This window comes from Thermaerobacter nagasakiensis (genome assembly GCF_055396825.1).
Genome location: NZ_AP043740.1, coordinates 298699 through 312000, shown reverse-complemented (window position 1 = coordinate 312000; position 13302 = coordinate 298699). Strand labels below are relative to the sequence as shown.

10 protein-coding genes are annotated in these 13302 nt (G+C 76.3%); all 10 read right to left on the bottom strand.

From position 1 onward, the window contains the following. Window positions 1-107: 107 nt before the first annotated feature. Window positions 108-2327, bottom strand: coding sequence for a 3-dehydroquinate synthase (gene aroB, locus ACZ5T9_RS01300; RefSeq protein WP_464833525.1), 2220 nt, complete (start codon window positions 2325-2327; stop codon window positions 108-110). Further along, window positions 2324-3751 carry a chorismate synthase gene (gene aroC / locus ACZ5T9_RS01295; protein ID WP_464833524.1) on the bottom strand — a complete coding sequence of 476 codons (1428 nt, stop codon included), beginning with the start codon at window positions 3749-3751 and terminating at the stop codon, window positions 2324-2326. The genes aroB and aroC overlap by 4 nt, the downstream gene beginning before the upstream one ends. 5 nt (window positions 3752-3756) lie before the next feature. Beyond that, window positions 3757-4899, bottom strand: coding sequence for a shikimate dehydrogenase family protein (locus ACZ5T9_RS01290; RefSeq protein ID WP_464833523.1), 1143 nt, complete (start codon window positions 4897-4899; stop codon window positions 3757-3759). After that, window positions 4896-6572, bottom strand: a complete 1677-nt coding sequence (gene aroA, locus ACZ5T9_RS01285) for a 3-phosphoshikimate 1-carboxyvinyltransferase (protein ID WP_464833521.1) — start codon at window positions 6570-6572, stop codon at window positions 4896-4898. Before aroA ends, ACZ5T9_RS01290 begins: the two co-directional genes overlap by 4 nt. Before the next feature lie 5 nt (window positions 6573-6577). Further along, window positions 6578-7654 (bottom strand): prephenate dehydrogenase, encoded by a 1077-nt coding sequence (locus tag ACZ5T9_RS01280; RefSeq protein ID WP_006904630.1) that lies wholly within the window; start codon window positions 7652-7654, stop codon window positions 6578-6580. Window positions 7655-7723: 69 nt separating this feature from the next. Then, the gene (gene aroF, locus ACZ5T9_RS01275; protein WP_464833520.1) at window positions 7724-8947 is read right to left on the bottom strand and encodes a 3-deoxy-7-phosphoheptulonate synthase; all 1224 of its coding nucleotides are present in this window, start codon (window positions 8945-8947) and stop codon (window positions 7724-7726) included. Then, window positions 8944-9369, bottom strand: a complete 426-nt coding sequence (aroH, locus tag ACZ5T9_RS01270) for a chorismate mutase (protein WP_464833518.1) — start codon at window positions 9367-9369, stop codon at window positions 8944-8946. The genes aroF and aroH overlap by 4 nt, the downstream gene beginning before the upstream one ends. Window positions 9370-9744: 375 nt before the next feature. Continuing rightward, window positions 9745-10194, bottom strand: coding sequence for a HutP family protein (locus ACZ5T9_RS01265; protein ID WP_464833516.1), 450 nt, complete (start codon window positions 10192-10194; stop codon window positions 9745-9747). A 64-nt stretch (window positions 10195-10258) separates the two neighbouring features. Then, window positions 10259-11704, bottom strand: a complete 1446-nt coding sequence (locus ACZ5T9_RS01260) for a hypothetical protein (protein ID WP_464833514.1) — start codon at window positions 11702-11704, stop codon at window positions 10259-10261. Between the two features lie 13 nt (window positions 11705-11717). Beyond that, on the bottom strand, window positions 11718-13067 hold the full coding sequence (gene mgtE, locus ACZ5T9_RS01255) for a magnesium transporter (protein WP_006904625.1): 1350 nt from the start codon (window positions 13065-13067) through the stop codon (window positions 11718-11720). Window positions 13068-13302 lie beyond the last annotated feature (235 nt).

The following is a 13302-nucleotide window of genomic DNA, read 5'->3' as shown; positions in this document are numbered from 1 at the left end:
CGGGCGGCTTTCTGCCGCCGTCCCGCCGGAAGACCGGCCCGGCGGCCATCCGGACAGGCCGCCACGCCGCACCGCCGGCCCCACCGCCGGCGCGAAGATGCCAACCTTCAGGCCGGGGCACGCCCGGCACCTGCAGCCGGCGACCGGCCGGCCAGCGACCAGCGAACCAGATCCTCGACCACCGCCTCCGGCACGTCGTCCCGCAGGGCGACCTGCCCCGGCGCCCCGAGCAGGACGAACCGCACCCTGCCCTGCCGGTTCTTCTTGTCATGCTGCAGGCGGCCCAGCAGCTCGGCGGCGGTGGGCGGCTCCGCACCCCACTCCCGGCAAGCCTGGGCCAGGGTGACGGGAAGGCCGAGGCGGGCCAGCAGTTCCTCCACCCGGCCGGCCAGCCCGGCGGGGGCCATGCCCAGCCGCTCGGACAGGGCCAGGGCCAGCACCAGGCCGGCGGCCACGGCATCGCCATGGGGCACCCGGTAGCCGGCGGCGGCCTCCAGGGCGTGGGCAAAGGTGTGGCCCAGGTTGAGGAAGGCGCGGGGGCCGCGTTCTTCCGGGTCCTGGGCGACGATCCGCGCCTTGACGGCCACCGAGCGGGCGATGAGGGGCGCCAGCCCGTGGGGGTCGCGGTCCAGCAGCCGGGGCACGGCGGCCTCCAGGGCGGCCAGGTGGCCTTCCCCGTCCAGCAGGGCGTGCTTGACCATCTCCGCCAGGCCGCCCCGGTAAGCGGTCTGGGGCTGGGTGGCCAGGGTCGCGGGGTCGGCCACCACCAGCCGCGGCTGGTGGAAGGCCCCGATCAGGTTCTTGGCCCGCGGGTGGTTGACGGCCACCTTGCCGCCGGTGCTGGCGTCTACCTGGGCCAGGAGCGTGGTGGGCAGCTGGGCGAAGGCGATGCCCCGCATGTAGGTGGCGGCGACGAATCCCGCCAGGTCGCCTACCACCCCCCCGCCCAGGGCGAAGACCCAGGCGTCGCGGCCCGCACCGGCTTCCACCAGCCGGTCGTAGAGGTGGGAGGCCCACTCCAGGGACTTGGCTTCCTCCCCGGCGGGCACCACGGCGCGGACCACCCGGAACCCGGCCCGCTCCAGGGCGCGGGCGACCCCCCGGCCGTAGAGGGCGGACACCACGGGGTCGCTGGCCAGCAGGGCCACGGGCGCCCGCCCGCCAGGCTGGGCGGCCGGGCGCTCTTCCGGCAGGGGACCGGCCGCCAGGGGGCTCGCCAGAGGGCCGGAAGGGCCGGGCGCTGCCTGGGGAGCCGCCGGGCCCGGCCGGTCCGGATCCCCCCGGGGCGGTGTTCCGCCGGCGGGGACGCCACCGGTCCACGCGGCGGCCAGCAGCGCCTCCAGCCCCACCTCCCCTGCGGTGCCCGCCAGCGTGCCCGCCACGACACCGGGACGCACCCAAAGAGGGTAGCGTTCGGCCCCCGCCTCGATCACCAGGTCCGGTTCCGCGACGGCGGCCGGCGCCGCAGGCGCGGAAGACGCCCCGCGGGGGGCCGTCGCGGCGGAAGGCACGGTGCCGGGACCGGTGGGGGGAGGCGCCGCGGCAGCATCCGGGGCGGAGGAAGGTGCGCGGGCGTGCGGCGGGACGCCGGGCGGCAGGGCGGCGGCCACCGGACCCGGGGCAGTGGTCACGGAACCCCAGGGGCCGTGGGGGCCTAAGGCGGTCGTGCCGGTCCCCGGGCGGGCAGCGGGGCCGGGGACGGGTACCGGCAGGAGGTGTTCGAGGACCGCCTCCGTGACCGCCGCCACCGGCCGGCCGGCGGTGCGGATGCGGTACCGGGCCACGGCCGCGTAGGCACCGGCCCGCTCCTGGAGCAGCTGGGCCAGGCGCTGCGCCAGGCCGGCCGGCGGCTGCCCCGCCGGCCCGCCGGCCGGGGAAGCGCCCAGCTTCCGAGACGCACCCACCATTGAGACAGCTTCTTCTGCGGCAGCTCCAGCCACCGCGCCCGCCAGCAGGGGCCGGCCGGCGGCCTCCGGCCCGGCCAGCCGGCGGGCCAGTTCCTCCGGCGGGGCCTCCAGCCAGACCACCCAGGGCTCGGCGGCCAGCTTTGCCCGGTTGGCCTCCGAGAGCACCACCCCGCCTCCCGTGGCGATGACCACCCGCTCCAGGGCCAGGGCCCAGGCCAGCGCCTGTTCCTCCCGGCGCCGGAATCCCACCTCCCCCTCCTGGGCGAAGAGGGCGCCGATGGTGCAGCCCGCCGCCTGTTCGACCAGGTCGTCCAGGTCGAGAAAGGCCCAGCCCAGGCGGGCCGCCAGGTCCCGTCCCACGGTGGTCTTGCCGGCGCCCATCATGCCGATCAGTACGAGCCGCAGGGGCCTTCCCGTCACCGGGGGTCCCTCCCCGGGATGGCGGTGCCGGCGTGGTCGCCTTCCGCCTCCGCAGGGGAACCGGCCGCATGGCCCGCCTCCGGTGCCGGGGAGCGGTCGACCCAGGCCGCCAGCCGCTCGCAGTAGGCGACGTAGTTGCGCAGCATGTCGTCCACGCTGTCGCCGCCGAACTTGTCGATCCACGCCGCGGCCAGCTCCAGCGCCACGATGGCCTCGCCCACCACCGCCGCCGCCGGCACGGCACAGATGTCCGACCGCTCGTGGTGGGCGGCGAAGGGTTCCCCCGTGAGCAGGTCGGCCGAGGGCAGGGGCCGGCGCAGGGTGGCGATGGGCTTCATCGCCGCCCGCAGGACCAGGGGCTCGCCGTTGGTGATGCCGCCTTCGAGGCCGCCGGCCCCGTTGCGGTACCGGAAGAACCCGGCCGCCGGGCCGCGCCAGCCGTCGGCCCCGGCCCGGGCTGCGGCGGCCCGGGCCGCCGGGTGGGCGGGACCGGGCGCCGCCGGGGCGGGTTCCGTACCCTCGCTGCGGGGCGGGCGGAACCCGATGGGGTCGTGGACCCGGGAACCCGGCAGGGCGGCGGCGGCGAAGCCCAGGCCCACCTCAACCCCCTTGATGGCGTTCAGCGCCATCAAGGCCCCGGCCAGCCGTCCCTCCAGCCGCCGGTCGCCGCTGGAGTGGCTGCCCAGCCCCACGGGCACCCCGGTGACCAGGATCTCGAACACGCCCCCCAGGGTGTCCCCGGCCTGGCCGGCGGTCCGGATGGCCTCCACCATCCGCTCCGACGCCGCCGGATCCGGGCAGCGGACCGGCGAGGCTTCGGTGGCCTCCTCCAGGGCCGCCGGGTCCACGGGCGGGCGGCCGTCCTCGCCGTAGTCCAGGACCGGCGACGGGATGGCCACCTCGCCGATGCGCAGCACGTAGCTCTGGATGCGGACCCCGAACAGGCCGAGCAGCTTGCGGGCCACGGCCCCCGCGGCCACCCGCGCCGCCGTCTCCCGGGCGCTGGCCCGCTCCAGGATGTCCCGGATGTCGCGGGCGCCGTACTTCAGGGCGCCCGCCAGGTCGGCATGGCCCGGGCGGGGGCGGGTGACGGGTTCCAGGCGCCAGTCGCCGTCCGCAGCGGCCTGGGCGGCATCGTCCGGGGGCTCCGGCGCCATGGCCCGGCTCCAGTTCTCCCAGTCGCGGTTGGGAATCCACAGGGCGATGGGGCTGCCCAGGGTGCGGCCGTGGCGCACCCCGCCCACGATCCGCACCCGGTCCTGCTCGATCTTCATGCGGCCGCCCCGGCCATAACCCCGCTGGCGCCGGGCCAGGTCGCGGTCGATGTCGGCGGCCGTCAGGGGCAGCCCGTGGGGCACGCCTTCCAGGACGGCCACCAGGCCGGGTCCGTGGGATTCGCCGGCGGTCAGCAGCCGCAGGGCCACGGGATTCACGCTCCTTGCTCCGGAGATGACGCCTCCCGGCCCATGCCGTCCCAGGCCCCCGCCGGAACGTCCCGGGCCTCGGGGGCGCCCGGGTCGCCGGCGGCCAGGGCCGCCTGCAGGGCGGCCCGCATGGCGGCCAGGGGGGCGGGCCGGTTCGTCCAGAGTTCAAAGGCGGCGGCCCCCTGGTGCAGCAGCATGCCCAGGCCGCCGATGGCCCGGGCGCCGGCCGCCGCCGCCCGGGCCAGGAAGGGGGTGACGGCTGGCCGGTAGACCAGATCGTAATACACCTGGTCCGGCCGGGGGCGGCAGGCTGCCGGCAGCGGGTCCACCCCCAGCTGGGGCGCCATGCCGGCGCTGGTGGCGTTGACCACCAGCAGGCAGCCGGCGGCCACCTCCGGCAGGGCCGGGTCGTCCAAGGAGAGAGCTTCCACGGGCGCTACCACGGGCGCCGGGTCCGGGGAAGGCCCGCAATCTTGGTCCCGGGCGCCGGCGGGCCCCCCCGGTTGCGGGGACCGGTCCGCGCCGCCGGACCCCGCCGGGCCCGGGATCCCGTGCCGGGGGTGGGGCCGGGCCGGAGGCCCGCAGGCCGCGCCCGGATCCATGGGCGCCTGCGCCAGCTCCCGGGCCAGCGCCCGGGCCCGAGCGGCCGTCCGGTTGGCGATCACCACGGCCATGCCGGCTTCCAGCAGGGCGAAGACCACGGCCCGGGCGGCACCGCCGGCTCCCAAAACCAGGGCCCGCCGGCCGGCCAGGCGGCCGGGGGGGAGGCCGTGCTCCTCCAGGTCCCGGAGGAACCCGGTCCCGTCGGTGTTGTACCCCACCAGCGCCCCGCCGTCCTCCCGCACCACGGTGTTGACGGCGCCGATGCGGCGAGCGGCGGGATCGATCCGGTCCAGCAGGGCGAGGGCGGCTTCCTTGTGGGGGATGGTGAGGTTGACCCCGGCCCACCGGGGATCGGCCCGCACCTGGGCCAGGGCGGCCTCCAGGTCCCCGGGCGGCACGTCCCAGGCCTGATACGACCAGGGCAGGCCCGCCGCCCGGAAGGCGGCCGACTGCAGGGCGGGCGAGAGGCTGTGGCCGATGGGATGGCCCAGGACCGCCAGCCGCCGCGGCGGCGGCGAGCCGGGGGTGGCCGGGGGGCGGCTCATGCCGGTTCATCCCCCGCGGCCGGGGCCGGCAGGGAGGAGGGTGCCGCACCCGCACCGCCTGCTTCCGGGAACATCGGGCCTGCCCCCAGGGGCACCGGACCTGCCGGCTGGGACTCCGGGCCCCCCGGCAGGCCATCCGGGCCCTCCACGGGAGCGCCCAGCCGGCGGAGGTTGCTGAAGAAGCCAGGGTCCGACACGGCGGCGCTGGCGGCGCCGGTGATCACCGTCTCGCCGGCCGCCACCAGCCCGGCCACGGCCAGGGCCATGGCCATGCGGTGGTCTCCCCGGGAAGAGACCACGGCGCCCCGCAAGGGGGTGGGGCCGTGGATGTCCAGGCCGCCGGGGTGCTCGTCCACCCGGGCGCCCAGCCGCCGCAGCTCCTCGGCGATGGCCGTGAGGCGATCGGTTTCCTTGACCCGCAGTTCCGCGGCGTCGCGGATGCGGGTGGTGCCCCGGGCCTGGGTGGCCAGCACCGCCAGGATGGGGATCTCGTCGATCAGCCGGGGGATCAGGTCGCCGCCCACGTCCACGGCCCGCAGCTCGGAGGTTTCGGCGGTGAGGTCCGCCACCGGCTCACCCGGCCCGCCGGCGGTGGCGGAAGAACCGGCGGGACCGCCGCCGGGCTGCAGTTCCCGCACGGCCTCCACCCGCACCCGGGCGCCCATGGCCTGCAGCACCTCCAGGAACCCCGTCCGGGTGGGGTTGACCCCCACTCCCTGCAGGGTGATCCTGCTGCCCGGGCAAAGGAGGGCGGCGGCCAGGTAGAAGGCGGCCGCCGACGGGTCGCCGGGGATGGCCAGCCGGGCCGGGGCGGCCAGGATCTGGCCGCCGTTGACGGCCACCAGCAGCCCGTCCCGCTCCACGGCGACGCCGAAGAGGGGCAGCAACCGCTCGGTGTGATCGCGGGAGAGGGCGGGCTCGCGGACGCTGGTTCGTCCCGCGGCAAACAGCCCTGCCAGCAGGATGGCGCTCTTGACCTGGGCGCTGGCCACGGGGCTGTCGTGGTGGATGGCCCTGAGGTCCCCGCCCCGGATGGTCAGGGGGGCCCGGCGGCCGCCCTCCCGGCCGCTGATCAGGGCGCCCATGCGGCGCAGGGGCTCGACCACCCGGTCCATGGGCCGCCGGCACAGGGAGGCATCCCCGGTCAAGGTGGCGGTGAAGGGGCGGGATGCCAGCAGCCCCAGCAAGAGGCGCATGGTGGTGCCCGAGTTGCCCGCGTCCAGGGGAGCTGCGGGAGCCTGCCAGCCGGCGATGCCCGGCCCCTCCAGCACCACCTGGTGGGGCGCCGGACGCCGCACCGTGACCCCCAGGGCGGCAAGGCACGCCAGGGTCGAGGCAGCGTCCCGCCCCGGGGCGTAACGGTCCAGGACGACCCGGCCCCCGGCGGCGGCGGCCAGCAGGGCCGCCCGGTGGGCGATGGACTTGTCCCCCGGCACCGGCAGCGTACCGCGCAGGTCCCGGGCGGGCCGCACCCGTACCAGGCCGGAGTCCAGGGCGGGGTGGCCGGCGGCCGGTTGCGGGGCCGCCCCGGGGAGCCCGGCCGGTCGGGCGGCTGCGGCCGGGACAGGCGCGCCGGCGGGTCCGGGCGCCGCTCCGGGCAGGGCCCTTCCAGGCGCTCTGCCCGCCCGGTGGTGCCGGCCATCGGATTCAGGTTCAGGCGTCGGGCTGTGCATGGGCGTCACCCATCCTCGCTGGAGCCTGGCCGGGCGGTCTCCGCGGACGGCCCGGGCCGGTGCAGGATGGCCTCCCGGAAGCGGCGGGCCGCGTCCAGATAGCGGAAGAGGGGATCGCCCCCTTCGTCCCCCTGGGGCAGCGCGGTGAGGTCATCCCCTCCGGCGCCGGTCCCCCCGGCGCGGCCTTCCGGACCCGCCGGTCCTTCCCCGGGCCCGGCCGGGCTCACCGCCCGGGCCAGCCGGTCAAGTTCTTCCTTCAGAATCTCGAGCCACGGGGCCAGATGGACCCAGTTGGCGCGCAGCATGTCCCGCCCCAGCACGGGGTGGCCGCCGGCCACCCGGGTGGTGTCGCGAAAGCCGCCGGCCACCAGGCCGGCCAGGTGGGGGAGGCTTCCCGCGCCCCGGCGGGCGGTGCCTGCCAGGGCGGCGGCCACCAGCAGGGGCAGGTGGCTGGCCAGGGCCACGTGCCGGTCGTGATCCACGGGATCCATCAGGAGGACCCGGGCACCGGCGGCCTCCAGCAGCGGGATCCAGGGCCGGGCCGCCTCGTCGCCCCAGGGGGCGGCGGGGGTGAGGACCCAGGTGCACCCCCGGAAGAGCCCGGGATCGGCCGCGGCGGCGCCCCACCGCTCGGTGCCGGCCATGGGATGGCCGCCCACAAAAGCCACCTGGGCGGGCACGTGCTGCCGGGCGGCGGCCACCACCGGCCCCTTGACGCTGCCGGTGTCGGTGAGCAGCACCCCCGGCCGCAGGAAGGGCCGGGCCTGCTCCAGCACCGCCGGCATGGCGCCCAGGGGCACGGCCAGCACCACGGCATCGGCCTCCCTGAGCAGGTCCAACCCGGCGGACGAACCGGCGTCGACCCACCCGGCCGCCAGGGCGTGGTCCAGGGCGGCCGGATCCCGGTCGAACCCCAGCACCCTGCCCACCAGGGGGCGGGCGGCGGCGGCCAGGGAGCCGCCGATCTGGCCCAGGCCGACCACAGCCAAAACGCGCCCCCGCCAGCGCTCCAGCCGGTCGCCGCCCGGACGGCCGCCCGGCTCGGAGGCCGCGACGGGCCCGTCCCCTCGCGGCCCTGGCAACGGATCAGGAAGCCTCCGGGATTCGAAGGCGGGGTCGCAGGCCGGGCCGGGGGCCTCGGGGCACACCGGTCAGTTGCCCCCACCGGCGGCGGCCCGCCTCGGGGAGGGTGCCGCCGCCACCGCCGCCGGCCCGACGGGTACGTCCGGCTCGCCGGGGCGGGGAAGGCCGGGTTGGCCGTCGCCCCGGCCTTCGCGGCCGGCACCCGCCCGTCCTTCCCGGCCTGCCCCGGTGACGGTCCCGTCACGGGCCGCCTGCCGGCCGGGTTCGTCCCCGTGGCGGAACAGCCGGCGGCCGAGGGCCCGGGCCACGGCTTCGACCTCTTCCACCAGCTGCTGGAACTGGGCGAAGTCCAGGCTCTGGTTGCCGTCGGACAGGGCCTGGTCGGGCCGCGGGTGCACCTCCACGATCAGCCCGTCGGCCCCCGCGGCCACGGCCGCCCGGGCCAGGGGGATCACGTACTCCCGGTGACCGGTGCCGTGGCTGGGATCGACGATCACCGGCAGGTGGGTCAGGCTCTTGGCCACGGCCACGGCGTTGAGGTCCAGGGTGTTGCGGGTCGACGTCTCGAAGGTGCGGATGCCGCGCTCGCAGAGGATCACGTGGGGATTGCCCTCGGCCAGGATGTACTCCGCGGCCAGCAGCCACTCTTCCACCGTGGCCATGAAGCCCCGCTTGAGGAGCACCGGCTTGCGGGTCCGGCCCACCGCCTGCAGCAAGGGGAAGTTCTGCATGTTGCGGGCGCCGATCTGAAGGACGTCGGCGTAGGCAGCCACCTGCTCCACCTGCTCCGGGGCCATCACCTCGGTCACCACGGGCAGGCCCGTCACCTGCCGGGCCTGCGCCAGCAGCCGCAGGCCCTCCTGGCCAAGACCCTGAAAGCTGTAGGGGGAGGTGCGGGGCTTGAAGGCACCGCCGCGCAGGGCCGCGCCCCCCGCCCGCCGGAGGAACCCGGCGATCTCCAGCAGCCCGGCCTCGCTCTCCACGGAGCAGGGCCCGGCGATGATGGGGATGGCATCGCTGCCGAAGGGCACGCCGCCCGCCGTCACCACCGTCGGCTCGGGCCGGAACTCGCGGCTGGCCAGCTTGTAGGGCCGGCTGACGGTGACCACCCTCTCCACCCCCCGCAGGGTCTCCACCTGCTGGCCGTCCAGAGCGCGGGGATTGCCGTGGCCGTGGATCACCACCCGCTCGTCGCCCTGGGCCACGTAGGGCCGCAGCCCCGCCTGGCGGAGGCGCTCCTTGACCTGCTCGACGTCGTCGGGTGTGGCGTGGGGATGCATGATGACGATCACCCTCGATTCCCTCCCGCCAGGGCCTGGGCGACGGCCAGGCCGTCCAGGACGCCGCCGGGTTGCCAGGCGGCCAGGTCGGGCCGCAGGCAGCGGGCCTGGCCCAGGTAGACGTGCCGGATCTCCCGGGGCGACCGGTCGGTGTTCACCAGCACCAGGGCACGGATGCAGCGGGGCAGGTCATCGTCCACCGGCGGCGCCATGGCGTCCAGCAGCGGGACGTGGGCCCAGCCCAGCTCCCGCACCGCGGAAGCGGGGAAGGCACGGTCCAGGTCCCGGGTCACCGTGAAGAACACCGCAACAATATCATCGACTGAAGCTTCATTCAGCGCAACCATGGCCTGCAAGAGCTCGCGGGTCGCCCGGCGGATCGCCTCGGGACTGTTGTCCTCGGCGACTACGGCACCCCGTATCCCGCGCACCATCCTTCCCTCCTTGCCCGGCCCCTGCGCAGCGAGGACAGAAAGGAAAAAGCCACCGAAGGGTGGCGGGAGGAATCCGCCCCTACCGTCCTGCCGTTCTACGCAGCGGCTGCCGATGGATTCGAAACGTAGTCGGGAACCGGCCGCGTCCTACCGTGAAGCCTACCGTCCTGCACCGGCTGCGGCCGGTTGTTATTCGCGAATTATACAAGGCGCCCGGGCGTCCGGCAAGACCTTGTAGCGCTGGTCGGCAAGGCCGGCGGGTTGCCGAGGCCCGCGGGTTGCCAGGGTCCGCGGAGCAGGTAGCGGGTGCCGCCGCCGGATCCGCCGGACCGCCGCCGGTCACGGCAGACCCGCCGGTCACGGCAGACCCGCCGGTCACGCCGGACCGCTGCGGGGCGCCACGTCAGGCACGGCCCGGTGGGCCAGGCCCACGGCCACATCGTCCAGGTGCACCAGGCCGACCCCTACGAAGACGGCACAGGCCAGGTGCTCCCCCAGCCGGGCGATGGCCACCTTGCCGCCCACGTTGAATCCCAGCGCCCGGCCCGCCAGCTGGGCCAGCGCTTCCCTGGCCGCCCCGGCCACCGCCCCCTCGTGGGGGTGGATGGGTGCGATGACGGCCTCGCGCCGGGCGGCGACGATGGCCCTCTGCACCATGCTGCCGATGGACTCCACGTACGGTCCGCCGAAGTCCACCGCCACGCCCCGGATGCCCTGGCGCAGGAGCTCGTCCTTGATCCGGCCCTCGTCGCTGCGGGTAGCCGAGGTGGCCAGCCGCAGGGCGGCCCGCGCCACCGCCAGGTTGGGACCTTCCGCTTGGGTCATGGCCTGATCATCCTTCCGGGTGCGTTCCCTGCCGGTTGTGCATCCCCTGCCGGTTTCGTCCCGCCTATGCCTTCGGCCGGCCCGGCGAGCTTCCCTGTCGGGCCGGGTCCTCTCCCTTGGGAGAGGAGGCCGGTCCGGCCACCAGCCGCCAGCGGGCTCCCGCCTGGACCGGGTAGAGCTGCACCGCCCACCAGCCCAGCCGCCCCAGGTCGCGGGCGACCCGGCGGGCCGCGCCGCCGTCGCCCGCTCCCGCAGGAGCCAGCCACAGGGCCCAAACGGGCCAGGCCACGTGCCAGGCCGGCCAGGCGGGGGGGCTTCCCGGCCCGCCGGGGTCCCAGCCCAGCTGCCGCAGCGCGGCCTCCAGCCGCTCGCCGGCCGTTGCCACCGCCGGCGGGACCAGCCCCTGGTCCCGGACGAACCGGCCCAGGGCCGCAGCCTCCCGCAGCAAGGCGCCCAGGACCCGGTCGGGATCGCCGGCGGCAGCTGCGGGCCGGCCGCCGCCCCCCGCCGGGTCCGTTTCCGGCCCCGGTGCTCCCCCCGTGGGGCGGCGGGGGCGCGGGTCGGTGGGAAGGTCGGCAGGCAGCCGGCGGCGCCAGCCCGCCAGCCAGCGGGCTTCCCGCTCCAGCACCCGGACCAGGACGGGGTCGGGGCCCTGGGACCAGCGGGCAGCCCAGCACCACTCCGGCGGCGGCGGCAGGTCCGGCCAGGTATCATCCGGCCGGGAAGTCGCCGCGGGAAGGGGGCCGGCCAGCAGCAAGCCCCGGCTCAGGGGTTCAAGCCAGCCGGCGGGCAGGGCGGCAAAGGCCCGAGCCCGTCCGGCCGCCAGGGGCGACGGCCAGCCCCCCTCGTCTCCCGGAGGGGGTCCGGAGGGGGCGCCGGTCCCGGCCCCTTCAGGGGGGTGTCCCGCCGGGCCGCCCGTGCCCGCGCCCCCGGCCGGCCCGCTTCCGGCCACCCGGCCTCCTGGCCTTCCCCCTGCGTCCCCGGCGACCGGGGCCGGGCCGGGCGGGCCCAGACCCGCGACGGAGCCCAGGTCCGGCGGCGGACCGGCCCAGCGCAGCCCGCCCAGGGCCATGGCCACCGCCCGTGGCCAGGCACCCAGGGCCAGCGCCGCCTCCCGGGCCAGGGCCAGGACGGAGGGCGGGGGGCCGGGGCGAAGGGCTGCGGCCTCCAGCAGCCGGCCCATTCGCTCCCGCAGCGGATCCCTAGGAAGGAGCGGGCCCTTGCCCGGTTCGGGATCCGTCCCACGGGCGGTGCCGGGGCGGCGGCAGGGGCGGGTTGCCACCGCCAGGCCGAGACCTAGAGGCGGAGGGCCGGGCAGGTCCGCAGGGACCGCGGCCCGCCCTCCTGCCAGCCAGAGGGGTAAGGCCCCCAGCACGTGACCGCCCAGGAGGATGGCGCCGGGCACCCGGGGTACGGCCGTCATGGCCAGGCCGGGGGCAGGCGGGTCCCCCTGGCGGCCCGGCCTGTTCGTCCCGGCAGGGTAAGGGCCGGCGTCCGGTCCGCAGGTCACAGCCGTGGGCCCCCTAGCTCAGGTTGAGAAGCGCGCGGGCCACGGAAAAGTAGATGAAGAGTCCCGTCCCGTCCACCAGGGTGCTGATGAAGGGACCCGACACCACCGCCGGGTCGACCCGCAGGCGGTGGAGCAATAGGGGCAGCACCGCCGACACCATGGACGCCCAGACCACGATGAACAGGGCCGTCACCGCCACCACGGGACCCAGCTGGTGGCCCACGCCCAGCATGTAGGCACGGATCAGGGCAGCGGCGGCCATCACCGCGCCCAGCAGCGCCCCCGTGGCCACTTCCCGGGCCAGGACGCGCAGCATGTCCCGGAAGGTGACCTCGCCCACCGCCAGGGCCCGGACCAGGGTCGCCACCGTCTGGCTGCCCGTGTTGCCACCCGTGCCGATCAGCAGCGGGATGAAGAAGGTCAGCCCGACCACCTGGGCCAGCAGGCCCTCGAAGTGGTGCAGGACGGTGCTGGTGTAGGCGCCGGCGATGAACAGGGTCAGCAGCCACCCCACCCGCTTGCGGAACAGCATGGGCACGGGGGTCTTGAAGTAGGACTCGGCCAGGGGCACGCTGCCGCCCAACCGCTGGATGTCTTCCGTCGCCTCGCGGTGGATCACGTCGACGATGTCGTCGATGGTGATGATGCCCAGCAGGCGATGCTGGTCGTCGACCACCGGCAGGGCCACGAAGTCGTAGTCGGTCAGCAGGCGCGCCGCTTCTTCCCGGTCCGCCGTGGCCCGGACGGTGATCACGTCCGCCCGCCCCACGCTGGTCAGCGGCGCGTGGGGATCGGCCAGGATCAGCTCCCGGAGGGATGCCACCCGTACCAGCCGGCCGCGGGCGTCCACCACGTAGACGTAGGAGACCACCTCGGCGTCGTGGCCCACCTTGCGCACGTGGTCCAGCGCCTGCTGGACGGTCCAGCCTTCCCGGGCGGCGATGTACTCGATGGTAGCCAGGCTGCCTGCCGTGTTCTCCGGGAAGGTCATCAGGGTGTCGATGCGCTCGCGGTAGGCGGGCGGCAGCCAAGCCTTGAGCCGGGCCGCCTGCAGCGGGTGGAGGGCGAGCAGCAGGTCGACCACCGTGTCGCTGGACATTCCCTGCAGCAAGGCGGCGGCCCGGGGCTCGTCCAGGTGATCGAGGATGCGGTACTGGGTTTCGGGTTCCAGGTATTCCAGGGTCTCGGCGGCCAGGGGCACGGGCATGCTCCGGACCAGGCGCAGGCGGTCCTGGGGCTCCATGTGGGCCAGGACCTGGGCCCGGTCGAAGGGCTGCAGGCGGGCCAGCCGTTCCAGGGCGCCCTGCTCGTCCTGGCCGTGAAGGATGTCGGTGATGTCGCGAGCCCACTCGGCGGCCTGCACGGCGGGAACCCCCTTTTGGGCCGCTGGCCCAGTGTGGTGCCCGTGGTCCCGATGCCTTGCCCATTATAGTGCGGGCCGGGGAGGTGGCGGAAGACGCCGCTTCCGGCCGAAAAGCGGCTTCCACCTGCCAGGAACGGGCGGGAAAACGCCGTAGTACCGTTGCAGCCGGGCCGGCCCGCAGCCCCGTGCCGGGGCTGGTCCGCTGCAGCCGGGCTGATCCGCTCCAGCCGGGCCG